Origin of the sequence: Streptomyces fulvoviolaceus, assembly GCF_000718165.1 — a bacterium.
Lineage (GTDB): Bacteria > Actinomycetota > Actinomycetes > Streptomycetales > Streptomycetaceae > Streptomyces > Streptomyces fulvoviolaceus.
This window is the reverse complement of sequence record NZ_JOEY01000028.1, coordinates 161588-185186: the sequence shown is the minus strand read 5'-3', so window position 1 is coordinate 185186 and position 23599 is coordinate 161588. Positions and strand designations below refer to the sequence as shown.

The 23599-nt window shown below is 71.1% G+C and carries 20 protein-coding genes and 3 pseudogenes; 14 read left to right on the top strand and 9 right to left on the bottom strand.

What is annotated here, in order from left to right; translation table 11 throughout:
• The first annotated feature begins 5 nt into the window (after nt 1-5).
• From aroH to der, 5 genes are all read left to right on the top strand, one after another.
• Entirely contained in the window at nt 6-368 is a 363-nt protein-coding gene (gene aroH / locus IG08_RS0129255; RefSeq protein WP_030608826.1) for a chorismate mutase, read from the top strand.
• Complete coding sequence (locus IG08_RS0129250) at nt 365-1450, top strand: prephenate dehydrogenase (protein ID WP_030608823.1); 1086 nt, start codon at nt 365-367, stop codon at nt 1448-1450. Before aroH ends, IG08_RS0129250 begins: the two co-directional genes overlap by 4 nt.
• A gap of 236 nt (nt 1451-1686) precedes the next feature.
• On the top strand, nt 1687-2373 hold the full coding sequence (cmk, locus tag IG08_RS0129245; protein ID WP_030608818.1) for a (d)CMP kinase: 687 nt from the start codon (nt 1687-1689) through the stop codon (nt 2371-2373).
• A 53-nt stretch (nt 2374-2426) separates the two neighbouring features.
• Nucleotides 2427-3014, top strand: coding sequence for a lysophospholipid acyltransferase family protein (locus IG08_RS0129240; RefSeq protein ID WP_052424926.1), 588 nt, complete (start codon nt 2427-2429; stop codon nt 3012-3014).
• Between the two features lie 79 nt (nt 3015-3093).
• On the top strand, nt 3094-4572 hold the full coding sequence (gene der, locus IG08_RS0129235; protein WP_030608813.1) for a ribosome biogenesis GTPase Der: 1479 nt from the start codon (nt 3094-3096) through the stop codon (nt 4570-4572).
• A 53-nt stretch (nt 4573-4625) separates the two neighbouring features.
• On the opposite strand, the gene IG08_RS0129230 is transcribed toward der, so the two are convergent.
• Both IG08_RS0129230 and IG08_RS0129225 read right to left on the bottom strand, forming a co-directional pair.
• Nucleotides 4626-4952 carry a hypothetical protein gene (locus IG08_RS0129230; RefSeq protein ID WP_030608812.1) on the bottom strand — a complete coding sequence of 109 codons (327 nt, stop codon included), beginning with the start codon at nt 4950-4952 and terminating at the stop codon, nt 4626-4628.
• A 70-nt stretch (nt 4953-5022) separates the two neighbouring features.
• A complete protein-coding gene (locus IG08_RS0129225) occupies nt 5023-5805 on the bottom strand; it encodes a hypothetical protein (protein ID WP_030608809.1) in 783 nt (260 codons plus the stop codon).
• Nucleotides 5806-6310: 505 nt separating this feature from the next.
• Between IG08_RS0129225 and IG08_RS0129220 the strand changes: the two genes are divergently transcribed.
• Together IG08_RS0129220 and IG08_RS61580 are read left to right on the top strand one after the other, a co-directional pair.
• A complete protein-coding gene (locus tag IG08_RS0129220) occupies nt 6311-6946 on the top strand; it encodes a LysM peptidoglycan-binding domain-containing protein (RefSeq protein ID WP_030608807.1) in 636 nt (211 codons plus the stop codon).
• 117 nt (nt 6947-7063) lie between these two features.
• Nucleotides 7064-7411, top strand: a pseudogene (locus IG08_RS61580) (transglycosylase family protein); the annotation flags it as partial.
• A gap of 181 nt (nt 7412-7592) precedes the next feature.
• Here IG08_RS61580 and IG08_RS0129210 read toward each other — a convergent pair.
• Genes IG08_RS0129210 through IG08_RS0129200 form a run of 3 tightly spaced genes read right to left on the bottom strand, consistent with a single transcriptional unit; the run spans nt 7593 to nt 11514 of the window.
• Nucleotides 7593-8357 carry an ABC transporter ATP-binding protein gene (locus IG08_RS0129210; RefSeq protein WP_234343001.1) on the bottom strand — a complete coding sequence of 255 codons (765 nt, stop codon included), beginning with the start codon at nt 8355-8357 and terminating at the stop codon, nt 7593-7595.
• Nucleotides 8354-11038: a branched-chain amino acid ABC transporter permease/ATP-binding protein gene (locus IG08_RS0129205; protein ID WP_030608801.1), complete on the bottom strand. Its 2685-nt coding sequence runs from the start codon at nt 11036-11038 to the stop codon at nt 8354-8356. Before IG08_RS0129205 ends, IG08_RS0129210 begins: the two co-directional genes overlap by 4 nt.
• On the bottom strand, nt 11038-11514 hold the full coding sequence (locus IG08_RS0129200) for a hypothetical protein (RefSeq protein WP_030608799.1): 477 nt from the start codon (nt 11512-11514) through the stop codon (nt 11038-11040). The genes IG08_RS0129205 and IG08_RS0129200 overlap by 1 nt, the downstream gene beginning before the upstream one ends.
• A 119-nt stretch (nt 11515-11633) precedes the next feature.
• Here IG08_RS0129200 and IG08_RS0129195 point away from each other — a divergent pair, with 119 nt between their 5' ends.
• The 4 genes and pseudogenes from IG08_RS0129195 (at nt 11634) to IG08_RS57490 (ending at nt 15068) form a co-directional block, all read left to right on the top strand.
• Nucleotides 11634-12194, top strand: a complete 561-nt coding sequence (locus IG08_RS0129195) for an MTB12 C-terminal domain-containing protein (protein WP_043455480.1) — start codon at nt 11634-11636, stop codon at nt 12192-12194.
• On the top strand, nt 12163-13464 hold the full coding sequence (locus IG08_RS0129190; protein WP_030608793.1) for an ABC transporter substrate-binding protein: 1302 nt from the start codon (nt 12163-12165) through the stop codon (nt 13462-13464). The genes IG08_RS0129195 and IG08_RS0129190 overlap by 32 nt, the downstream gene beginning before the upstream one ends.
• A gap of 100 nt (nt 13465-13564) precedes the next feature.
• Nucleotides 13565-13924: pseudogene (locus IG08_RS0129185) on the top strand (hypothetical protein); the annotation flags it as partial.
• A gap of 103 nt (nt 13925-14027) precedes the next feature.
• The gene (locus IG08_RS57490; protein ID WP_078655796.1) at nt 14028-15068 is read left to right on the top strand and encodes a helix-turn-helix transcriptional regulator; all 1041 of its coding nucleotides are present in this window, start codon (nt 14028-14030) and stop codon (nt 15066-15068) included.
• On the opposite strand, the pseudogene ctaD reads toward IG08_RS57490, so the two are convergent.
• Nucleotides 15067-16638, bottom strand: a pseudogene (gene ctaD, locus IG08_RS0129170) (aa3-type cytochrome oxidase subunit I); the annotation flags it as partial. The gene IG08_RS57490 and the pseudogene ctaD overlap by 2 nt on opposite strands.
• 382 nt (nt 16639-17020) lie before the next feature.
• Between ctaD and IG08_RS0129165 the strand changes: the two are divergent.
• Nucleotides 17021-17236 carry an I78 family peptidase inhibitor gene (locus tag IG08_RS0129165; protein ID WP_030608782.1) on the top strand — a complete coding sequence of 72 codons (216 nt, stop codon included), beginning with the start codon at nt 17021-17023 and terminating at the stop codon, nt 17234-17236.
• 98 nt (nt 17237-17334) lie between these two features.
• On the opposite strand, the gene IG08_RS0129160 is transcribed toward IG08_RS0129165, so the two are convergent.
• On the bottom strand, nt 17335-18360 hold the full coding sequence (locus IG08_RS0129160) for a phosphatase PAP2 family protein (protein ID WP_030608779.1): 1026 nt from the start codon (nt 18358-18360) through the stop codon (nt 17335-17337).
• 248 nt (nt 18361-18608) lie between these two features.
• Nucleotides 18609-19811, bottom strand: a complete 1203-nt coding sequence (locus tag IG08_RS0129155; protein WP_030608776.1) for a glycosyltransferase family 39 protein — start codon at nt 19809-19811, stop codon at nt 18609-18611.
• Nucleotides 19812-20072: 261 nt separating this feature from the next.
• On the opposite strand from IG08_RS0129155, the gene IG08_RS0129150 reads away from it, so the two are divergent.
• Nucleotides 20073-21674 carry an MFS transporter gene (locus IG08_RS0129150; protein WP_030608772.1) on the top strand — a complete coding sequence of 534 codons (1602 nt, stop codon included), beginning with the start codon at nt 20073-20075 and terminating at the stop codon, nt 21672-21674.
• Nucleotides 21675-21785: 111 nt separating this feature from the next.
• Entirely contained in the window at nt 21786-22976 is a 1191-nt protein-coding gene (locus IG08_RS0129145) for an acyl-CoA dehydrogenase family protein (protein ID WP_030608770.1), read from the top strand.
• Between the two features lie 36 nt (nt 22977-23012).
• Here IG08_RS0129145 and IG08_RS0129140 read toward each other — a convergent pair whose 3' ends face one another.
• Entirely contained in the window at nt 23013-23453 is a 441-nt protein-coding gene (locus tag IG08_RS0129140) for a cell division protein SepF (protein ID WP_030608766.1), read from the bottom strand.
• Between the last annotated feature and the right edge of the window lie 146 nt (nt 23454-23599).

The following is a 23599-nucleotide window of genomic DNA, read 5'->3' as shown; positions in this document are numbered from 1 at the left end:
GAGCCGTGGCGGTACGAGCTGTCCGGGGCGCCGTCCAACTCGAACGGGACGAGGCCGGCCATATGGACGAGCAGGTCGGGGCCCTGCTCACCGCCATCATGGAGCGGAACGAACTGACCGCGGACGACCTGATCAGCATCTGGTTCACGGCCACGCCCGACCTGCACAGCGACTTCCCGGCGGCCGCGGCGCGCAAGCTGGGCATCGTGGACGTTCCGCTGATCTGCGCCCAGGAACTCGACATCGAGGGCGCGATGCCCCGTGTCGTCCGTGTCCTCGCGCACATAGAGTCCGGCAAGCCCCGTGCCGACATCGCGCACGTCTACCTCGGCTCCGCGGCAGCCCTGCGCAAGGACATCGCCCAGTGAGAACCGCCCTCGTCGTCGGAACCGGGCTCATCGGTACGTCCGCCGCGCTGGCCCTGTCCCAGCGGGGCGTCACCGTGCACCTCGCCGACCACGACCCCGAGCAGGCCCGTACGGCGGCCGCGCTCGGCGCCGGCACGGACGAGGCGCCCGAGGGCCCGGTCGACCTGGCGATCGTCGCCGCCCCGCCCGCCCATGTCGCCGGGGTCCTCGCGGACGCCATGCGCCGGGGTGCGGCCCGCGGCTACCTCGACGTGGCCAGCGTCAAGGGCGGCCCGCGCCGCGAGCTGGAGGCGCTGGGCCTCGACCTGTCGTCGTACATCGGCTCGCATCCCATGTCGGGCCGGGAGAAGTCCGGCCCGCTGGCCGCGACCGGCGATCTCTTCGAGGGCCGCCCCTGGGTGCTGACCCCGACCCGGGACACCGACACCGAGGTCCTGAACCTCGCCCTGGAACTGGTCTCGCACTGCCGTGCCGTCCCGGTCGTCATGGACGCCGACGCCCACGACCGCGCGGTGGCGCTCGTCTCGCACATGCCCCACCTGGTCTCCAGCATGGTCGCCGCGCGCCTGCAGAACGCCGAGGAGGCCGCCGTACGGCTGTGCGGGCAGGGCATCCGGGACGTGACCCGGATCGCCGCCTCCGACCCGGGGATGTGGATCGACATCCTCTCCGCGAACCCGGGGCCGGTCGCCGACCTCCTCTCGGACGTCTCCGCGGACCTGGAGGAGGCGGTGCAGGCGCTCCGGGCCCTGCAGTCCTCCGACGAGGGCAAGCGCCGTGAGGGCGCCACCGGGATCGAGGACGTCCTGCGCCGGGGCAACGCGGGCCAGGTCCGTGTTCCCGGCAAGCACGGGTCCGCTCCGCGGGTCTACGAGATCGTGGCCGTCCTCATCGACGACCAGCCCGGCCAGCTGGCCCGCATCTTCGCGGACGCGGGACGGGCCGGGGTCAACATCGAGGACGTGCGGATCGAGCATGCGACGGGGCAGCAGGCCGGTCTGGTGCAGCTGATGGTGGAGCCGCAGGCTGCGCCTGTGCTGAGCGCTTCGCTGAGGGAACGTGGGTGGGCGATCCGCCAGTAAAGTGGCCGGCGCTGTCGTGGCCGTCTCTGGGGGCTGCCGCCCCCAGACCCCCGCTTCGGCCCTGAAGGGGCCTCGTCCTCAAACGCCGGACGGGCTGGATGCGCGGACCGGCACTCGGTGGGCACCGCCTTCCATCCCTCGCGCGTCCGGACGAGTGACCCGCACCCAGTAACCTTGTGCGGGGCACGATCGCGCCCCGCACACCCCACCGCACCGCACCAGGAAGGTGTCCCCCCGTGGAAAACGGCGCCGCCAAGCCCGTGATCGTCGCCATCGACGGTCCCTCCGGCACGGGCAAGTCGAGCACGTCGAAGGCTGTCGCCGCGCAGCTCGGCCTGAGCTACCTGGACACCGGTGCCCAGTACCGGGCGATCACCTGGTGGATGGTGACCAACGGGATCGACATCGACGACCCGCACGCGATCGCCGCCGCGGCCGGCAAGCCGGAGATCATCTCCGGCACCGACCCGACGAACCCGACGATCACGGTCGACGGCACGGACGCGGCCGCCCCGATCCGCACCCAGGAGGTCACCTCCAAGGTCAGCGCGGTGAGCGCCGTACCGGAGGTGCGTGCACGGATCACCGAGCTGCAGCGCTCCATCGCGGCCTCCGCTCCGGACGGCATCGTCGTCGAGGGGCGTGACATCGGTACGACCGTGCTGCCCGACGCCGACCTGAAGATCTTCCTCACCGCCTCGCCGGAGGCGCGTGCCGCCCGCCGCAGCGGTGAGCTCAAGGGCGCCGACGTCAACGCCACCCGCGAGGCCCTGATCAAGCGGGACGCGGCCGACTCCTCCCGCAAGACCTCGCCGCTCGCCAAGGCGGACGACGCGGTCGAAGTGGACACCACCGCGCTCACGCTCGCGCAGGTCATCGAGTGCGTCGTCACCCTCATCGAGGAGAAGCGGGCCGACAAGTGACTGCTCCTTCCGAGAAGGGCGCCGAGGTCGGACGGCGTATCGGCGTCGGCCTGATGTACGGGCTGTGGAAGCCACGCGTCCTGGGCGCCTGGAAGGTCCCCGTGACCGGCCCGGTGATCTTCGCGGTCAACCACTCCCACGCCATCGACGGCCCGATGGTCATCGGCGTGGCGCCCCGGCCCTCGCACTTCCTGGTCAAGAAGGAGGCGTTCGTCGGCCCGCTCGCCCCGTTCATGACCCGCGTCGGCCAGATCAAGGTCGACCGTGACACCACCGACCGGACGGCCATCACGCGCGCGCTGGGTGTGCTGGAGAACGGCGGGGTCCTCGGCATCTTCCCGGAGGGCACCCGTGGCGAGGGCGAATTCGCCGCGCTGCGTGCCGGGCTCGCGTACTTCGCCGTACGCGGCGGAGCCCCGATCGTCCCGGTCGCCGTCCTGGGAAGTTCCGACAGGCCGGGACGGTTGATAAAGGCGCTGCCTGCGCTGCGCAGCCGCGTCGACGTCGTTTTCGGCGACCCGTTCGAGGCCGGGGACGGCTCCGGGCGGCGTACCCGCAAGGCCCTGGACGAGGCCACAGAACGCATCCAGAAGCAGCTCACCGCGCACCTGGAAAACGCCAGGCGGCTGACCGGCCGCTAGGCGACACTGAGTAGTGGATCAATCCGGCAAAAGGGCCGGGTGGTCCACCGATCACCACGATGAACGAGGTACGGACTTCATGAACGACCACATCCACTCCGAGGGCTCGGGCGAGGAGCACGACCACGGAGCGCTTGGCGACGCCGAGTACGCGGAGTTCATGGAGCTCGCCGCGGTAGAGGGCTTCGACATCGAGGACGTCGAGGGGGCCATCGAGGCCGCCGGGCACGGGCCGCTGCCCGTGCTCGCCGTCGTCGGCCGCCCGAACGTCGGCAAGTCGACACTCGTCAACCGGATCATCGGGCGCCGCGAGGCCGTCGTAGAGGACAAGCCCGGTGTCACCCGCGACCGCGTCACCTATGAGGCCGAGTGGTCGGGCCGCCGCTTCAAGGTCGTCGACACCGGCGGCTGGGAGCAGGACGTCCTCGGCATCGACGCCTCCGTGGCCGCCCAGGCCGAGTACGCGATCGAGGCCGCCGACGCGGTCGTGTTCGTCGTCGACGCCAAGGTCGGCGCCACCGACACCGACGAGGCGGTCGTACGACTGCTCCGCAAGGCCGGCAAGCCCGTGGTCCTGGCCGCCAACAAGGTCGACGGCCAGAGCGGCGAGGCCGACGCGTCCTACCTGTGGTCCCTGGGCCTCGGCGAACCGCACCCCATCTCCGCGCTGCACGGCCGTGGCACCGGCGACATGCTGGACGCCGTCCTGGAGGCGCTGCCGGACGCCCCCGAGCAGACCTTCGGGACCGCGGTCGGCGGCCCGCGCCGCATCGCGCTCATCGGCCGCCCGAACGTCGGCAAGTCCTCGCTGCTGAACAAGGTGGCGAACGAGGACCGGGTCGTCGTCAACGAGGTCGCCGGCACCACCCGCGACCCGGTCGACGAGCTGATCGAACTCGGCGGCGTCATCTGGAAGTTCGTCGACACGGCGGGCATCCGCAAGCGCGTCCACCTCCAGCAGGGCGCCGACTACTACGCCTCGCTGCGCACCGCCGCCGCCGTCGAGAAGGCCGAGGTGGCGGTCATCCTGATCGACGCCTCCGAGTCCATCTCGGTCCAGGACCAGCGCATCGTCACCATGGCCGTGGACGCGGGCCGTGCGCTCGTCATCGCCTACAACAAGTGGGACACCCTCGACGAGGAGCGCCGCTACTACCTGGAGCGGGAGATCGAGACCGAGTTCGGCCAGGTGGCGTGGGCGCCGCGCGTCAATGTCTCCGCGCGCACCGGGCGCCACATGGAGAAGCTGGTCCCCGCGATCGAGACCGCCCTCGCCGGCTGGGAGACCCGCGTCCCGACGGGCCGCCTGAACGCCTTCCTCGGCGAACTGGTCGCCGCCCATCCCCACCCGGTCCGCGGCGGCAAGCAGCCGCGCATCCTGTTCGGCACCCAGGCCGGCACCAAGCCCCCGCGGTTCGTGCTCTTCGCCTCCGGCTTCATCGAGGCGGGCTACCGGCGCTTCATCGAGCGCCGGCTGCGTGAGGAGTTCGGCTTCGAGGGGACGCCGATCCACATCTCGGTGCGGGTGCGCGAGAAGCGCGGCGCCAAGAAGAAGTGACGCAAACGTGAAGAGGGCGGCCCCGACCGGGGCCGCCCTCCTCACGTCGTGTCTCAGATCCCTCTGCGCGGGCCGGGCGGCAGCGCCGCCGGGACGTGACGCATTCCGGTGTTGTTCTGTTGCCCGATCTGTCCCACACGCTGCCACTGCGACTGCTGGCGGGCGCTGTACGCCCCCGCGCTGTAGGCGCTGTACGAGCTGCTGAACGATCCCGAACCGTGCGGGATGTTCCCGAAAGCGGTGAAGCCCAGCTCCTCCTCGCCGCTGCGGTCACCCGGCAGCGAACGGAAGGTCTTGACGTACTCGGAGTAGAGCGCGTCGTAGATCGGCGTGGCCGATGAACCGGCGGGGATGTGGCGGGGAACGTCGTATGCGTGCACGTATGTCCAAACGACCCCGCGGTTCAAGGGATGCGGCTCACATGGGGTTTTCGCGGGTCACACGGGGCGCTCAGGTCCCCGCGAGAGGCATGGCCGCCGCGACCAACTTCCCGTTCGCCGCGGCCTTGTCGAGGGCATCCCGCAGCAGGTCCTCGCGGGGCTGACGTCCGATCGATCCCACCGGCGCCGCGAACATCAGTACCTGCTGGTGCTTGTTGGCGGCGGCCCGCCAGCTCTCCGTCACCTGGAGCGGCTGGTGCGCCTGCCACCAGGCCACCGGCTGCCCGCCGTTCGCCGAGGGCTGCAGCACCGCGTGCAGCTGTCCCACGGCCAGCAGGACCGACCATCCGTGCAGCACCGAGGGCGCGCTCTCGATCGCGGTCAGCGGCATGAACCCCTGCTCGATCAGCAGCGGCAGGAAGTCGTCGCCGGTCCCCGTCGCCCCGGGCCGCACGATCGGGCCCGTCGGCTCGACCACCAGCGCCGGGTGCAACTCCCCGGCGATGAGCACGAGTCCACTGGTGACGCCGAGCACGGCCTGCTCGGGTGCGATCTTGTCCGACTCCAGATCCACCGAGTCGCCGGTGATGGACTTCACCGCGCCCTTGAGCTGCTCCTCGGTGACCTGGACGACCTGCGAGGGCAGGCAGGTGGCGTGGGCGAAGGCGAGGACGGCGGTCTCGTCGCCGATGAACAGGACGGTGCTGGTGCGTTCCGCCTCGGAGTCGCCCTGGGTGCGGCAGGACGTGCAGTCGTAACTGCCGGGGGCGTTCTGTCCGGCGAGCAGCCGGTCGGCTTCTTCGTCGCCGATCTCGGCGCGAACCTCGTCGCTGACGTCGAGCATGCGCGGCACGGGTGACTCCCTCGGGAAGCGGTGCCCGGGTGGGTCCCGGGCTCATGAAGAAGACAACGGGCGATCTGTGGCGGGAGTCACGCCCCACGGCGAACGGAATCGAACCATCCACCGCGCAGGGTCACCTCAGGTGCGGAATCGGGCACTCAGTGTCAAGTCATTGGAAATCCAAGGAAGTTGGTTGCGTGAAGTGGGTCACAGATCGCTGAGGCGACTGGTCGACAAATCATGAAATCAGTGAATGAAGTGGGTGGCCGAAAATGGCCGCTACCTGGGGTAACGGCGAACTGGCCTGGAATGACAAGGAGTTGGTTGCCGACGCCTCGACAGGCTCTCTACATTCCTCCGCCGTGTGCAACGAGCACCGCTCGGGTACGTCCGCCGGCCGCACCAAGCCAGCTCGCAGCACCACCTCCGGCGGACGGGGCGGGGCGCGACGACCCCGCCCGAGCGCGGGGAGCGCGCCCGGCCTTGGGGGACCCCGAGTCCTTCGAGAGGGAATTACATGTCCGAATGTGCCGATACCACTCGCGACAACGCTCGTAAGACGCGTACGACGGCGGCCCTCGCCGGGGCCGCCCTGCTCGCGCCCCTCGGACTGCTGGCCGCGGCCGGCAACGCCGCGGCGGCGGACGGCGGAGTGTGGGACCGCATCGCCCAGTGCGAGAGCGGCGGCAACTGGCACATCAACACCGGAAACGGCTACTACGGAGGGCTCCAGTTCTCCGCGAGCACCTGGCGCGCGTACGGCGGCACGGCCTACGCGTCGACCGCCGACAAAGCCACCAAGTCCCAGCAGATCGCCGTAGCCAGCAAGGTCCAGCGTTCCCAGGGGTGGGGCGCGTGGCCGACCTGTTCGGCCCGGGCGGGTGCCTACGGCAGCGCGCCTTCGGCCTCCTCCGGCTCCGGCTCGGCCACCACCAAGTCGGCACCGTCCAAGCCCTCGAAGGCGCCGACGCGTTCGCAGAGCCACACGGACCGCGGCTCGTCCCGTGGTGACTACACCGTCCGCAAGGGCGACACGCTGAGCGGCATCGCCGCCCGGCACGGGACCACCTGGAAGAAGCTGTACGCCGTCAACAAGGCCGTCATCGGCGGGGATCCCGACGTGATCGTGCCCGGGCAGCGCCTCGCACTCTGAGAGCTCCCCCGCTCCGGGCGCGGGGCCCCACCCGGTCGGTCCGCCGACCGGGTGGGGCCCCGGGCGCATCGGACGCGCCGGGGCGGCTGTACGGCACCGGCTGCTTAGCGTGGCCCGATGCACGCCAAGCCGATCAAGCTCGCCCTGGCCGCGACCCTCCTCAGCGTTCTCGCCCCCGGCGTGGCCCACGCGGCCCCGCCGCCCCCGACCCCCGGACCGCCCCCGACGCCCGTGTCCTACGAGTGCGCCCTGGACCAGTGGCCCTGGGGCTGCGTCGCCGAGTGCGAGAGCAGCGGGCGCTGGGACGTCAACACCGGCAACGGCTTCTACGGCGGACTGCAGTTCTGGCAGCCGACCTGGAAGGAGTTCGGCGGACTGGCGTACGCCCCGCGCGCGGATCTCGCCACCAGGGAGCAGCAGATCGCCGTCGCCCAGGAGGTGCTGGCCGTACAGGGTTGGGAGGCCTGGCCGGTGTGTTCCAAGCGGTACCGGCTCAAGGGGCGTATGCACACGGTGAAACCCGGCGACACGCTCTCGTCGATCGCCCGCAAGTACGGCGTCCAGGGCGGCTGGCGGGCGCTCTACCAGGCCAACAAGGAGATGGTCGGCCGCTATCCGGACCGGCTGAACCCGGGCACGATGCTGCTCATTCCGAAGGGCTCGACGGCTCCGAAGGACTCGACGGCTCCGAAGGGTTCGGCCGCTCCGAAGGGTTCGACGGCTTCGAAGGGCTCTGCCCGGTCCTCCGCCGTGTTCGGTCCGCCTCTGGCGGGGGCCGGAGTTCGGCCGCCTCTCCGCTGAACACGACCGCGCCGCGCCGTAGTTCGTACACGAGGGCCGCCCGGTCGTGCAGCACGGGCGGCAGACGCTGCTCGGCCACGACCACACACGCGTCGAGCGCGCCGAGTACCTCGTACGTGCGGGCCGCGACCGTGGGGGACATGCCCTGGGCGGGCTCGTCGACGAGCACCACGCGCGCGCGTGCCAGCAGGGCGCGAGAGAGGGCGAGCATGCGCTGCTCGCCGCCGGAGAGCGTGCCGGCGCGGCGTGCGAGCAGGGGCCGGAGTTGTGGGTAGGCGTCGAGGGCCAGGTCGTAGGCGGGTGCGGCGAGTTCGAGGTTCTCGCGGACGGTGAGGGAGCCGAACACCGCCTGCCGCTCGGGGACCAGACACAGGCCTCGGCGGGCCCGCTCGTACGCCGGCACCCTTGTCACGTCGGCGCCGTCCCACACCACCGCGCCGCCGGACAGCGGCACGGTGCCGGCCAGCGCACGCAGGGCCGTCGTACGGCCGGAGCCGTTGCGGCCCAGCAGGACGGTGAGGCCGGGGCCCGGGGCGGCGAGGGTGACGCCGTGCAGGGCCTCCAGGGGGCCGTAGCGCACGCGCGCGTGGCGCAGGGAGATGGTCGTCATACGGCGGGCTCCCGGGCACCGAGGGTGTCCAGCACGTGCTCGGGTGGGCCGGAGGCGATGACCCGGCCCGCCGTCATGACGTGCACGACGTCGGCGAGGTCGGCGACCAGGTCGAGATCGTGCTCGACCACGAGCAGGGCGGTGCCGTCGGCTGCCAGTGCCTTGAGGATTCTTGCCAGTGCGGTCACCTCGGTGGTGTCGAGGCCGGCGGCGGGCTCGTCGAGGAGCAGGATGCGGGGGTTGCCCGCGAGGGCTCGGGCCAGTTCGACGCGTCGGAGAGTTCCGGTGGGCAGGGCGGCGGCGGGGAGTGTTCGCGGGGGGCCGTCCAGGCCGAAGAGTCTGAGCGCCTGTTCCGTGGCTTGTGGATCGGTGGCCCGTCCCTGCTCGGCGCCCACCTGAACGTTTTCGGCCACGGTCAATGACGGGAAGACGGCCAGTTGTTGGAAGGTGCGGGCGATGCCGAGGCGGGTGCGGGTGTGGGCGGGCAGCCTGGTGATGTCCCGGGTGCCGAGGAGGATCTTGCCGCTCGCGGGGCGCAGGGTGCCGGCCAGGCAGTGGAACAGGGTGCTTTTTCCGGCGCCGTTGGGGCCGACGACGGCGGTGATCCGGCCTGGGGGGATGTCCAGGTTGATGTCGGTCAGGGCCGTGAAGCCGTCGTAGTTGGCGTGGAGGTGGCGGGTGGTGAGGGTGGGTGCGGGTGCGTTGGGGAGAACCCGGCCTTCGGCCGGGTCTGTGTTCCCACCCGCACCACCCGTGACAGTTTCGTGGTGGGGTGCGGGTGGCCCTTGTGGGGGTGCAGCACCGTCGGCGGCTGCAGCTTTCTGCTCTGTTCGTCGCAGTCGCCTTCGTGTGCTTGCTCCCAACGCCGTCAACGTCGGCCTGCGTCGCAAGCGCAGTCCGGCCGCCGCCGTTCGCAGCGCCTCGTACGGGCCCCCGGGGAAGCGGCCCACCAGGACCGCCAGGATGCCGATCAGCGCCGCTGCCACCCCGCCCCGCGCGCCCGCGTCGAGGCCGACCAGAAGGGCCGCGGCCGCCAGCGCGCCCAGGGTGCTGTCGGCGCCCAGGACCACCACCGCGGCGAACCACAGCAGGCCGCGGACGGGGTCGTACGCGCCGGGGTCGAAGGCCCGTAGCCCCATGCCGAGCATTCCGCCGCCCAGTGCGGCGAGCGCGGCGCCCGAGACGAAGGCGAGGAGTTTCAGGGACGGCACCTGGACGCCCGCCGCCGACGCCCCCGACTCGTGGTCCCGCATGGCGGCGAGGGCCCGGCCGGTGCGGCCCCTCCGCAACGCGCGCGTGGCCACCAGCGCGCCCGCGAGCAGGGCCAACTCCAGGACGTAGTACGCGCGATCCCCGTCGAAGCCCGCCGGGCGGCCCAGCGACAGGCCGGACGTGGCGTACGGCTGGGCGAAGACGAAGCGGCTCACCCCGACGCCCACCGCGAAGGTCGCGAGCGCCAGTGCGAGGCCCCGACGGCTGATCGCCGGCCAGCCGGTCAGCAGGCCCAGGGGAGCCACCAGGGCGACCGCCACCGCCAGCGCCGCGAGCTCCGGCAGGCGCGGCAGGCCCGGGAAGCGGCCCGCCGCGAGCAGCGCCGTGAACAGGGCACCGAGGCCCGCGTACGCCGCCTGCCCCAGTGAGATCTGACCGCCGCGGCCCGTGACCACCACCAACGACAGCAGCACCACGCCCAGCGCCGGCACCTGGACCGACGTATGCAGGTCCGAGCCCGCGAAGCCCAACGGCAACAAGAACAGCACCACGGCCACGATCCAGGCGCCCGGCGGCGTCGGCACGCGCGCGGTGGCCGTGCGTGGGAGGGCGTCGCGTGTGCCGATGCGGGGCAGGACCAGGGCCGCCACCAGCAGCGCCACCACGAACAGGTTCGCGCCCACCGCCTGGAGCAACGGCTCGCCCCAGCCCGACGGATGCAGCCGCGTCAGCTGGCTCTGCGCCACCCCGATGCCCAGCGCGACCACGACGGCCATCGGCAGGCTGCGCATCCGCGCGGCCACCGCGACCGCCACCACCTCCATGACGAGCAGCGGCAGACCGTACGGGTCCAGACGCACGTACGGCGCGAGGAGCACGCCCGTCAGTCCGGCCGTGAACGAACCGAACGCCCAGCCGGCCGCCGCCACCCGGTCGGCGTCGATCCCGCCCAGCACGGCCAGTTGCCGGTCGTCCACCACGGCCCGCAGCTCCCGCCCGAAACGCGTCCAGCGGATCACCGCGCCCACGCCGACGGCCAGGACCAGGGCGACCGCGAGCTGCCCCCACGGATCCGCCGACACCAGCTCGGGAGCGTCGTCCCTCGCCCCCTGGCCCCACACCAGCGCGGACCCGCCGACCAGCAGCACGAACACCCCGATGGAGGCCACGAGCGTCTGTGCCGGATCGCTGCCGAGGACGGAGAGGGGCCGGAAGACGAATCGCTCCAGCACGACACCCAGGCCCGGTGCCAGGACCAGCAGGGTCAGCATCGCCCCGGCCCACAGCGGCCAGCCCCACTCGACCACGCACTGTCGCAGCACGTACGCGCACACCATCGCGATCGCCCCGTGCGCGAAGTTCAGCACCCCGGTCGCCCGGTACGTCACGATCAGGCCGATTCCGGTGAGCGCGGCGGCGCTGCCGACCGACAGACCGGCGAGGGTGAGGTCGTAGGTCAGGGAGGACATCAGTCGGTTTCTTCGGTGGGCTCGCAGATCGGGCAGGGGCCCAGTTCGCCGCTCGTGACCAGCTTGGCGTCCACCGGTACGGCCTCCACCTTCCCGGAGACCAGCGGGCAGTCCGCGCGGTGCCAGAGCGTGCCGCCCGGCACCATCAGCAGGTCCCCGCTGACCGCGAGGGGCAGGGCCGCCGCCTGCGCGGACTCCTCGGCGTCGGCGGTCTCGGCGGCCACCAGGAGGCCGTACAGCTCCTCCACGCGCGCGGCGGCGAGCGCGCCCCGGCTGTGGGTGAGCAGCACCGCCCCGGCGATGATCAGCGCGGCGCCGGGGACCGTGCAGGACGCCAGGTAGGGCAGCTGACGTTCGGCGTACCGCTCGCCCGAGATGCCGTACCAGCCGAGGACGCACAGCACCGCACCCGCGGCGAGCGCGGCCCAGCCGGCCCACAGGACGGGGTGCACGGTCCGCAGTCGGCCTGTCCGCATGTTTGGCTCCCACACGTCGTGAGTCTGACTGCTTCCCAAGTCCGCCAATGGACTTGCACTATGCCTTCTGGAAGCTGACCCTGAAAGCACCGGGCGCTCATGGCCCGGACCGACACCCGGTGGTGAGCCAGATGGTTCTCGGGAGCGACCGCAAGTGGGGGAACGGCAGCCGAGGGCTGGTGGCGGTGGTGTTCGCCCTCGCCGTATCACTCACGGCCTGCAGCGACGACAGCGGTGGCGGGAGCGAGAGCACGCCGCCCACACCCTCCGTGGAACGGACGGAGCCGACGCCGAGCCCGTCCACGAGCGGGCCCGCCGACCAGGCGGCGGCCGAGAAGGAGATCAAGGAGAACTGGCAGAAGTTCTTCGACCCCAAGACCTCCACGAAGGACAAGCAGGCCGTCCTGGAGAACGGCGACCAGATGGGCCCGGTGCTCCAGGTCTTCAGCGGTGACCAGCGGGGCGGGCAGGTGGAGGCGCAGGTCACCAAGGTCGAGTTCACCGAGCCGACCGAGGCGACCGTGACGTACACACTGCTCCTGAACGGGGCCACCGCGCTGCCGGACGCCTCGGGAACGTCGGTCGAACAGGACGGCACCTGGAAGGTGTCGGTCTCCACGCTGTGCGCGCTGGTCCAACTGAGCGGCAATGCCTCGGCGTCGGCCCTTCCGGGCTGCTGAGGCCGTCGCCGCGGTCCTGCTGCTCGCGGTGGGCACGGCGTGCGGCAGCCGGTTGCCGGAGAGCGACTTCGAGGGCCGTGACCGGGCAACTTCTTCGCAGGACAGCGGTGCCCCGATCCGGGTCGGCGTCATCACCAGCGCCACCAGCCCGGTCGGCGGCAATGCCTTCACCGGCCCGCGCGACGGTGCCAAGGCCTACTTCGAGCGTCTCAACGCGCGCGGGGGCATCGACGGCCGCAGGGTCGAGGTCCGTGAGTGCGACGACGGCGGCAGCGGCGTCGGCAACAACACCTGCGTGCACCGGCTGATCGACGAGGACAAGGTGGTCGCCCTGGTCGCCACCACCTCCCTCGACTACGCGGGCGCCTCCCGCGTCTCCCACGCGCGCGTGCCCGACATCGGCGGCCAGCCCATCGGCGCCGCCTACGACACCTGGCCGCACCTGTACGGCATCTACGGCAGCCTCGCGCCACGGAACGGCACGACCGGCTGGGGCGGCAAGCAGTACGGCGGCACCGAGGTCTACCGCTACTTCAAGCGCGAGCACGGGGCTCGTACGGCGGCCGTCGTCTCCTACAACCAGGCCGCGTCCGCCGCCTACGCCCGGCTCGTCGAGCAGGGTCTGAAGGCCGAGGGCTACCGGGTGGTCAGCGAGCAGGTCGACTTCGCGCTGCCCAACTTCCGTGCCGTCGCGGCCGACTTGAAGGAGCAGGGCGCCGACCTCGTCCTCGACGCCATCGACAGCCATGGCAACGCCCGGTTGTGCGAGGCGATGGACGATGCCGGCGTCGAGGTCACCGCCAAGGTCACCAACGTACAGAACTGGACGTCCACCGTCCCGGACGACTACAAGGACGCCCCGCGCTGCCGCAACGCCCTGTGGGCGACCGGGTCCAGCCGCGACTACGAGGACACGGACCACGCGGCCGTACGGGAGTTCCGGGACGCGACCAAGGGCCTCAGGACGCACTCCCAGTGGCAGCTGGAGGGGTGGGCGGCCGCGATGTGGTTCACGGACGCGGCGAAGTCCTGCGCGGAAGCGGAGACGGGCATCACGCGCGCGTGCGTCGACGGCTTCATGAACCGCAGCGAGGAATACACCGCTGGCGGCCTGCTCGTCCCGGTCCGCTTCGAGCGGCTGGCCGAGCCGCCGGAGTCCCGCAGGACCTGTCTGTCGGTGGCGCGTTGGGAGGACGGCCGGGGCTGGGTCTCCCAGGGGGACATGAACAGCACGTGCTTCGACGTGCCGCAGCTGCCTTATGAGCAGTGAGGGAGCAGTGGCGGAGAAGTGAGGGAGCGGTGACAGGCAACCAAATGGCCCGGATGGCGGTCTAACGGGACAACACAGGCCACGGGAGGATCTCCACCGCATGACGATGCCCCCTCCGCGGGTCGCACCGCTGCGCGCCGACTGCGTCGCCGACTCCGCGGGCGGACTGACCTTCGACGTCGCCGCCGGCGGGGCGAGCGGAGCGGTCCATCTGGTGCTGCGCCGCCGTGAGGGGCACGAGGAGGTCCGGCTGCCGCTCGCCCCGGTCGCGGACGGCCGGCTGCGCGCCGCCCTGCCCAGCAGCGTCGCCCTCCCCGAGGGCCTCTGGGACGCGTACGCGTGCGTGGCCGACGAGGAGCCGCGGCGCCTCGCCCCGGGCGCCATGGACCTGCGGGCTCTCGCCGAGCGAGTCCCCTACCGGACCCGGCAGGGGAACCTCAGCATCCGATGCCGGGTGAGGCCAACGCCCTCAAGGGGCGCGGGGAACTGCGCGACCAGCCACAACGAACCCCCCGCAGCCGCCCAGGAACACGTACCCCCGAATCGTTAGGCAGACTCGGGTCATGTTGGAGACCTCCGCAAGACTCCTGCGCCTGCTCTCGCTCCTCCAGGCCCACCGTGAATGGTCCGGCGCCGACCTCGCCGACCGCCTCGGTGTCACCCCGCGCACCGTGCGCCGGGACGTGGACCGGCTGCGCGAGCTGGGTTACCCCGTCAACGCCAGCCCCGGCACCGGCGGCGGCTACCAACTGGGCGCGGGCGCCGAGCTGCCGCCGCTGCTGCTGGACGACGACGAGGCGGTCGCCGTGGCCGTCGGGCTGCGCACGGCCGCAGGGCAGGGCATCGAGGGCATCGGCGAGACCTCCGTACGGGCCCTCGCCAAGCTGGAGCAGGTCCTGCCGAACCGGCTGCGCCGCCGCGTCGGCGCCCTGAACGCCTTCACCGTGCCGATGCTCCGCGGCCCCCAGCCCTCCGCCGTCGACCCGGCCGTCCTCACCGAACTCGCCCACCTCTGCCGGGACGGCGAGCGCCTGCGCTTCGAGTACAGCGACCACGGTGGCACCCCCACCCGCCGCAGCGTCGAACCGCACCGCCTGGTGTGCACCGAGCGCCGGTGGTACCTGGTCGCCTGGGACCTCGACCGCGACGACTGGCGTACGTTCCGCGTCGACCGCATCACCCCGAAGCCGCCGCACGGCCCGCGCTTCGCCCCGCGCACCCCGCCCGCCGAGGACCTCGCCGCCTACGTCTCGCGAGGCGTCTCCACGCGCGCGTACGCCTCGCACGCGGTCGTCCGGCTGCTCGTGCCGATCGAGCAGGCCACCGAGCGCGTCTCGCCGTCCGCCGGGACCCTGGAGGCCGACGGCGACGGCGCCTGCATCCTGCGCACCGGAGCCGCGAGCCTCGACGTGATGGTGATCCACGTGATGTTGATGGGCTTCGAGTTCGAGGTGCTGGAGCCGGCCGAACTGACCGAGGCGATCAGGACGGCTCGCGACCGGCTTGCTCGCTCTTTGGCTCGGGCCGGGGAGCCTGTGCCGCGTGCTCCGGATGGTGCAGATCGAACGCCGGGGACTCGGAGCGGATCCGGGGCAGCGCGCTGAAGTTGTGCCGCGGCGGCGGACAGGAGGTCGCCCACTCCAGGGAACGGCCGAAGCCCCAGGGGTCGTCGACCTCGACCTTCTCGCCGTACTTGGCGGTCTTCCAGACGTTGTAGAGGAACGGCAGCGTCGAGAGGCCGAGAAGGAACGCGCCGATCGTCGAGAGGGTGTTGAGCGCGGTGAAGCCGTCCGCGGCCAGGTAGTCGGCGTACCGGCGCGGCATGCCCTCCGCGCCCAGCCAGTGCTGCACCAGGAACGTGGTGTGGAAGCCGACGAACAGCGTCCAGAAGTGGATCTTGCCGAGCCGTTCGTCGAGCATCTTCCCGGTGAACTTCGGCCACCAGAAGTAGAACCCGGCGAAGATCGCGAAGACGACCGTGCCGAAGACGACGTAGTGGAAGTGCGCGACGACGAAGTACGAGTCCGTGACGTGGAAGTCCAGTGGCGGTGACGCCAGGATCACCCCGGTCAGACCGCCGAACAGGAACGTCGCGAGGAAGCCCACCGCCCACAGCATCGGCGTCTCGAAGGACAGCGAGCCCTTGATCATGGTCCCGGTCCAGTTGAAGAACTTCACGCCCGTGGGCACCGCGATCAGGAACGACATGAAGGAGAAGTACGGCAGCAGCACCGCGCCCGTCGCGAACATGTGGTGCGCCCACACCACCACCGACAGACCGGTGATCGACATCGTCGCCCCGATCAGCGTCAGATAGCCGAAGATCGGCTTGCGGCTGAAGACCGGGATGATCTCCGTGATGATGCCGAAGAACGGCAACGCGATGATGTACACCTCGGGATGGCCGAAGAACCAGAACAGGTGCTGCCACAGCAGCGCCCCGCCGTTGGCCGCCTCGAAGACCTGCGAGCCGAACCTCCGGTCCGCCTCGAGGACCAGCAGCGCCGCCGCGAGCACCGGGAACGCCATCAGGACCAGGATCGACGTGAACAGGGTGTTCCAGACGAAGATCGGCATCCGGAACATCGTCATGCCCGGGGCGCGCATCCCGATGATCGTGGTGATGAAGTTGACCGCACCGAGGATCGTCCCGAAGCCGGCCAGTGCGAGGCCCATGATCCACAGGTCGGGCCCGACACCGGGCGAGCGTTCCGCGCTGTTGAGCGGTGCGTAGGCGAACCAGCCGAAGGCGGCGGGACCGGACGGTACGAGCAGCGAGCCGAGCACGATCAGACCGCCGAAGAGGAACAGCCAGTACGAGAGCATGTTCAGCCGCGGGAAGGCGACGTCGGGGGCGCCGATCTGCAGGGGCATCAGCTCGTTGGCGAAGCCCGCGAAGCTCGGGGTCGCGAACAGCAGCAGCATGATCGTGCCGTGCATCGTGAACAGCTGGTTGAACTGCTGGTTGTCCACCAGCTGCAGTCCCGGCCGGGCGAGTTCGGCGCGCATCATCAGCGCCATGACACCGCCGACCAGGAAGAACAGGAACGACGTGATCAGGTAGAGATGGCCGATCTTCTTGTGGTCGGTGGTGGTCAGCCAGTCGACGACCACGCGACCGTGCTGCCTGGTCCGCACGGGTCGTGCCGTCGCCTGCACGGTCTGCGTCCCCATCGCTCGCCCCTTCGCTCGGCTCACGCCATGATGCTCGCGCCGTCGTGCGCGGCGACAGGGGGCGTAAGGGGGTTGTGTGCCGGAACCGTGTATTTCCTATGCGATGTCAGCTTCCGCGGACCCGTTCGGAATCGGCGGGCAAAGGGGCCTCCGGGTGGTTCTCGGTAAGCCTTCTTGCGGGCCATTGGGAGAAGCGGTGCGACACGCGGGAATTGCGTTCGAATGCCTGCGGAAGGGCTAGGGAATCGCTCGTCCGTGTGACCCAGTGCGAAGGAAACGTGTGTCGTGATCCTGTGACAGAAGTGTGACCGGAGGGGGATGCGTGACCCAGGGTGCAGGGCCCGGGCTTCCCCGGCCGCCGGGCAGGGCCTAGCGTGGCCGTATGGCACCCATTCCGACACCGCCCGCCGAACCGAACGACAGCCCGGACTCGTATGTCGGCCTCGACTCCGCCTCGGCCGAGCGGCTCGCGCGCGAGCGGGGCTGGCCGACGGTGCGCTCGCTGCCGCCGGGGGCGATCATCACCATGGAGTACCGCGTGGGGCGGCTGAACTTCGAGGTGAAGGACGGCCGTGTGACACGGTCCTGGAAGGGCTGACACCACCCGCTGACGCATGACGACGGCCCCGGTTCCTTCGAGGAACCGGGGCCGTCGGTGCGGGTGGATGTGCGTACCGATCCCGCTGTCCGTGCTGGTCAGCCGCCCGTCAGCGGGCGGGTGGCCGGCGCGGACGTGCCGCGCACGATGCGGTCCGGGTGGGGCGGGCGGCGGCTGCCGATCGGGGTGACCGGCGTGCGCTCCGAGCGGGTCGTGTGCGGGCCCGGGGCCAGATAGACGGGCGCCCGGGACGCAGGGGCCGGGGAGATGGCCTCGCGGGCCGCCGTCTCGTTCTGCGGAGCCGTGAGGGGCTTGAGCCGCGCGGGCGCCGGAACCGGAGTGACCGGTGCCGGGGCGGTGGTGCCGCCGCGGGCACGCCAGCGGTCGCGCAGGTCGAAGACGTAGGCCTCGGTGCGGGCGATCGTCGGCTCGCACCACGGGAGCGCGAGCAGGACCAGCAGACCCGCGACCCAGCCCAGCAGGACGTCGCTCAGCCAGTGCGTACCGAGGTAGACGGTGGCGAGGCCGACGCCCAGGGAGGTCACCGCGGAGATGGCTGACAGCCAGCGGCGAGCCCTCGGGGTGGAGGCCAGATAGGCCAGGATTCCCCAGGTCACCACGGCATTGGCGGTGTGACCGCTCGGAAATATATCGCCGCCCTGGCCCATCTCGTTCGAGCCGATGATGGTCGCGTAGTGCGGTCCGAGTCTTCCCATGCCCAGCTTGGCCGCGCCGACCGTGATGTTCAGCAGCAGCAGTACGGCGCCCAGCGTCAGCAGCGGACGCAGCGTGTGCTGCCGCCAGGAGCGCCAGCCCAGCCAGGACGCGACCATCACCGCGGTCGGGCCGCGCTGGCCCAGCACCACGTAGTAGTCGACGAACCAGTGGATCCCCGCCCACTGCTGGTACGGCCGGAAGAACATGACCTGCCAGTCGAGGCGGACCAGCCACGAGGTGGTCACCACGAGCCACACGATCGCCAGGTAGAAGGCCAGGGTCGCGCCGAGCAGCACGACCCGGTGCCGGCTCATCTTCGGCACGTCGAGGTGGGCCGGTCGTTCCGGCTCACGGTCCAGCCTGGCGAACACCCGGTCCAGACGGGTGGGGTTTCGTTTGGTACGCACCCAATCGACGTTACAGCGAGTGAGCTCAGTTCCCCGTCGAATCAGCGGCTTTGTGATGACGATGTGATGTGGGATTCCTCTCAGGGGGAGGTTTATTTCCAATGATTCCGCAAATCCGAGTGGTCGCGTCCTTCAATTCCTTTGATCATCCTGGGTTGCGGTTTTATGGCGCTTATGAATTCGTTCACCGAATCATGGGGTGGAATTCTCCGGGCGCTCATCGGTGCTCGTCGGTGCTCCGAAGGCGATCATGGCGGGCCGGAGCCGTTCAGCCAGAAGGCCCCGTACGTGGCCGATGCCGCCGCGACAGCGCCCACCACCAGGGCTGACCTGGGCGTACGCAGGCGGGCCAGGGCCGCCGCGAGGGGCAGCAGCAGGGGGAAGGCGGGCAGCAGCAGACGCGGTTTCGAGCCGAAGTAGCTCGACGCGCACAGGGCGAGCGCTGTGACGACACCCGCGTACACCAGGAGGGGCAGCGGCTGGCCCTGCCGGACACAGACGACGTACAGCCAGCCGACCAGGCCGACGCCGACGATCAGCCCCACGCCCGCGAGGGCCGAGGGGAACGACGTGAACTTGTCGGCGACGAAGCGGGCGAAGGCGTAGCCGCCGTCGAAGCCGTTGCGCCAGCCCGCCTGGACGTCGAGATAGCCGAGCGGGCCCCTGCCGGTGCGGTGCCCGACCCACAGGACGTAGGCGGCGGCGCCCAGGGGCGCGAGCGCCATTCCGAGGGCGCGCCGCCAGGCGGGCGCGCCCGTCGCCGTCGAGCCGACCGCGGGGGAGGGGGCGCGTGCGGGGGCGTGGGCGCCCTGCGCGCCGGCCGCGCTTCGGTCTCGTACGAAAGAGGCAATCGCCGTCACCCACACCGCCGCGACCACCGCGAGCCCCACCGGCCGGGTCAGCCCCGCCAGGGACGCCAGGACGCCCGCCGTCACCCAGCGGCCGGTCAGCACCGCGTACAGCGACCAGGCCGCCAGGGCCGTGAACAGTGACTCGCTGTACGCCATCGACTGCACGATCCCGACGGGGAGAACGGCCCACAGCAGTACGGCGCACACGCCCACCCTGCGGCCGTACACACGGTCGGCCACCGCGAAGATTCCCCAGGCCGCGGCGAGCGAGGCGAGCAGGGCGACGGCGAAGCCCGCGTCGGCGTACGACAGCGGGGTCACCGCGGCCAGCAGCCGCTCCAGCCACGGCAGCAGCGGGAAGAAGGCGAGGTTCGAGTGGACGTCGCCGTTCGGCAGGCGCACCTCGTAGCCGTAGCCCAGTTCGGCGACCCGCGTGTACCAGAGCGCGTCCCAGCGGGCCGTCAGCAGCGTGTACGCGCTCTTGTCCTGCGCCCCGCTCCACAAGGCCAGCACGAGCAGCCCCAGGGCGCGTACGGCCGCGTACCCGAGGAGGGCCGGGGCCGCGCGGCGCAGGGCCGGGCGCTTCTCAAGATCGGTCACGGGGCCGATTATCGACCGCCCGGTGAACCGGCCGGACCGGCGGGGCGTGTGAGCGAGGGAGGGGGAGTGGCGTACGCCACACGAGTTCTGAAGGGAGTCTGAGAGGTCCGCCACTAGGCCGTGGCGCGAACTCGCGTACGCTGACGTGTCACTCGCCTTCGTTGCGCGGGCCGGAGATCACCGCTCCTCTCCGGCCGAGATCATGGGGAGTCCCCACCCCGTGTGCCCGCCGATCGCGAGGAACATCTGGGAGGTACGTACATGTCCGGGACGACCACGGCTGCCGCAGCGCTGCGCCGTCGGGCGGCCGGGGCCGGTGCCAACCGCTGGGTCGTCCTGATCGTCCTCTGCGTGAGCCTGCTCCTGGTCGCGGTCGACGCGACCGTGCTGCACGTGGCGGTCCCCGCCGTCACGGAGGATCTCAAGCCCGGCGCGATAGAGCTGCTCTGGATCGTCGACATCTATCCCCTGGTCTGCGCCTCGCTGCTGATCCTCTTCGGCACGCTCGGCGACCGCGTGGGCCGCAGACGGATCCTGCTCCTCGGGTACGGCCTCTTCGGCGTCGCCTCCGGTCTCGCCGCCCTCGCGGACAGTGCCCAGGTGCTGATCGTGGCGCGGGCGCTGCTCGGCGTCGGCGGCGCGATGATCATGCCCGCGACGCTGTCGATCCTCCGGCAGGTCTTCCCCGACCGGCGTGAGCGGGCGCTCGCGATCGGTATCTGGAGTGCGGTGGCCGCGGTGGGCGCGGCGGTGGGGCCACTGCTCGGCGGCTTTCTCCTCGAGCACTTCTGGTGGGGCTCGGTCTTCCTCATCAACATTCCGTTGATGCTGGTCAGCCTGCCGGTCGGCCGGCTGCTGCTGCCCGAGTCGAAGGGGGCCGGCGACGGTCCCTGGGACGTGGTCGGCGCGCTGATGGCCGCGGCCGGGCTGTTCGCCCTGGTGCTGGGCGTGAAGCGGCTCGGGAGCGGGGAGCTGGACGCGTTCACCGCGGTGCCGCTGGTGGTGGGCGCGGTGCTGCTGGTCCTCTTCGTACGGCGACAGCGGCGGCTCACGCAGCCCCTGGTGGACCTGCGGATGTTCGCGCGGCCGGCGTTCAGCACGTCGGTGGGGTGCATCGTGCTGGCGATGCTCGCGCTGGTGGGCCTCGAGCTGATCGCGGCGCAGTATCTGCAACTGGTCCTGGGGCTGTCCCCGCTGGAGACGGGTCTACGGCTGCTGCCGCTGACGATCGCCGCGATGGCGGCGGGGCTGGCGGGGGCACGGATGCTGCGGCGGTTCGGGCCGCGGCGGATGGTGAGTGCCGGGTTCTGTCTGACCGCGGTGGCCGTGGTGGTGCTGACCGCGATGGGCGGGTCGGACAACGCGGTGCTGCTGCTGTTCGGCTTCCTGCTGCTGGGCTTCGGCCTGGAGACCACGCTGTTCGGTGCGTACGAGTCGATGCTGAGCGAGGCTCCGCCGGCGCAGGCGGGTGGGGCGGCGGCGATCGGGGAGACGTCGTACCAGTTGGGTGCGGGGATCGGGATCGCGCTGCTGGGCAGCGTGATGAACGCGGCGTACGCGCCCGGTCTGACGTCCGTGCCGGGCGTGCCGGCGTCGGCGTCCTCGGCGGCGGGGCATTCGCTGGGGGAGGCGTACGAGGTCGCCGGGCGGCTGGGTGGACATGCCGGGGTGGCCCTGCGGCGCGCCGCTCGGGACTCCTTCGTGCACGGGCTGCACATCACGTTGCTCGTGAGTGCGGGGTTGTTGCTGCTGGGGGCAGCGATGGCGTTGCGGTTGCCGCGGACCATGCAGTGCGGCGAGGCCACGGCGACGGTGGAGCTGCCGGCGCCCAGGGAAGTCGCCGAGTCCAGGGTCTCGGCCTGACCCGGAGGTGCTGGACGTGGAGGTACTGGACGTGCGGGACACCGCGTCGTAACGTCGGCTCCGAAATTGTAACTAGCGCTGCTAGTTTTCGTGTATGCCGGAGGGTGTCCCATGGCCGCGTCCGCGAAGTTGCCCCCGTTCGACCCCGCCGACCCACTCGGCATCGACGACCTGCTGGACCCGGAGGACCTCGCCATCCGGGACACCGTGCGGACCTGGGCGGCGGACCGTGTGCTGCCGTACGTCGCCGAGTGGTACGAGACGGGCGAGCTGCCCGGCATCCGTGAACTCGCCCGTGAACTCGGTGACATCGGCGCCCTCGGCATGTCGCTCAGCGGGTACGGGTGCGCCGGTGCGAGCGCGGTGCAGTACGGTCTCGCCTGTCTGGAGCTGGAGGCCGCCGACTCGGGCATCCGGTCCCTCGTCTCCGTGCAGGGATCGCTCGCCATGTACGCCATCCACCGGTTCGGCTCCGAGGAGCAGAAGCAGACCTGGCTCCCGCGCATGGCCTCCGGCCACGTCATCGGCTGCTTCGGGCTCACCGAGCCCGACCACGGCTCCGACCCCGGCTCCATGCGGACGTACGCCAAGAAGGACGGCGGCGACTGGGTCCTCAACGGCCGCAAGATGTGGATCACCAACGGCTCCGTCGCCGGGGTGGCTGTCGTGTGGGCGCAGACCGACGACGGGATCCGCGGGTTCGTCGTCCCGACCGACAGCCCCGGGTTCTCCGCGCCCGAGATCAAGCACAAGTGGTCTCTGCGGGCGAGTGTCACCAGCGAGCTCGTCCTCGACGACGTACGGCTGCCCGCGGACGCCGTACTGCCGGAGGTCGTCGGGCTCAAGGGCCCGCTCAGCTGTCTCTCGCACGCCCGCTACGGCATCGTGTGGGGCGCCATGGGTGCGGCGCGGGCGTCCTTCGAGGCCGCGGTCGAATACGCGAAGACGCGGGAGCAGTTCGGGCGGCCCATCGGTGGCTTCCAGCTCACCCAGGCCAAGCTCGCCGACATGGCGGTCGAACTCCACAAGGGGATTCTGCTCGCCCACCATCTGGGGCGGCGCATGGACGCCGGCCGCCTGCGTCCCGAGCAGGTCAGCTTCGGCAAGCTCAACAACGTACGAGAGGCCATCGAGATCTGCCGTACGGCACGGACGATCCTCGGTGCCAACGGGATCTCCCTCGAGTACCCCGTCATGCGGCACGCGACCAACCTCGAGTCGGTGCTCACCTACGAGGGCACCGTCGAGATGCACCAGCTGGTACTGGGCAAGGCGCTCACCGGTCTCGACGCCTTCCGGTGAACCCTGCGCGGGGCAGGGCCGGTGAGCGGCCCTGCCTCAGCTCTGGTTGAAGAAGCCGTCCGTGCGGTGCTGGGCAGGCTCGCCGTTCACGATCTCCGTGTCGGCGGGAGTGAGCAGGAACACACGGTTGGACACCCGGTCGATGGAGCCCCGCAGGCCGAAGATCAGCCCGGCCGCGAAGTCGACGACGCGCTTGGCGTCGCCCGCCTCCATGGCGGTGAGGTTCACGATGACCGGGACACCCTCGCGGAACAGCTCGCCGATGGCGCGGGCGTCCCGGAAGCTGTCCGGGGTCACCGTGCCGATCCGACGGCCCTTCTCCTCGGCCGTGTCCGTGGCCACCTTCACCCGAGGGTCGGTGACCCAGGCTTCCCCGGGCTCGGATCCTTCGGAGTAGCCGTCGTCGTCGTAGTAACGCTCGTCATCGTTGTCGTCAACGAGGCCCAGCCAGGCACTCGCCTTGCGCACCGATCCCATGGACGCCTCCTCTCACAGCGGTCTTTCTTGCTTTCCGCATCCCTATGGTCATCCATGATGCGGATGACGCGCCATGTGGATAGACGCCGCGCGGGGGGTTTGTGACGGTACTGGTGCACAGCGAATTCGTCGAGAGCCCGGGTACC

Bases quoted from the DNA above. Each gene is read 5' to 3' on its own strand.
- IG08_RS0129240 (WP_052424926.1), top strand. From the start codon at position 2,427: ATGTACGGGCTGTGGAAGCCACGCGTCCTGGGCGCCTGGAAGGTCCCC.
- der (WP_030608813.1), top strand. From the start codon at position 3,094: ATGAACGACCACATCCACTCCGAGGGCTCGGGCGAGGAGCACGACCAC.
- IG08_RS0129220 (WP_030608807.1), top strand. From the start codon at position 6,311: ATGTCCGAATGTGCCGATACCACTCGCGACAACGCTCGTAAGACGCGT.
- IG08_RS0129210 (WP_234343001.1), bottom strand. From the start codon at position 8,357: ATGACGACCATCTCCCTGCGCCACGCGCGCGTGCGCTACGGCCCCCTG.
- IG08_RS0129205 (WP_030608801.1), bottom strand. From the start codon at position 11,038: ATGTCCTCCCTGACCTACGACCTCACCCTCGCCGGTCTGTCGGTCGGC.
- IG08_RS0129200 (WP_030608799.1), bottom strand. From the start codon at position 11,514: ATGCGGACAGGCCGACTGCGGACCGTGCACCCCGTCCTGTGGGCCGGC.
- IG08_RS0129190 (WP_030608793.1), top strand. From the start codon at position 12,163: ATGCCTCGGCGTCGGCCCTTCCGGGCTGCTGAGGCCGTCGCCGCGGTC.
- IG08_RS57490 (WP_078655796.1), top strand. From the start codon at position 14,028: ATGTTGGAGACCTCCGCAAGACTCCTGCGCCTGCTCTCGCTCCTCCAG.
- IG08_RS0129165 (WP_030608782.1), top strand. From the start codon at position 17,021: ATGGCACCCATTCCGACACCGCCCGCCGAACCGAACGACAGCCCGGAC.
- IG08_RS0129150 (WP_030608772.1), top strand. From the start codon at position 20,073: ATGTCCGGGACGACCACGGCTGCCGCAGCGCTGCGCCGTCGGGCGGCC.
- IG08_RS0129145 (WP_030608770.1), top strand. From the start codon at position 21,786: ATGGCCGCGTCCGCGAAGTTGCCCCCGTTCGACCCCGCCGACCCACTC.
- IG08_RS0129140 (WP_030608766.1), bottom strand. From the start codon at position 23,453: ATGGGATCGGTGCGCAAGGCGAGTGCCTGGCTGGGCCTCGTTGACGAC.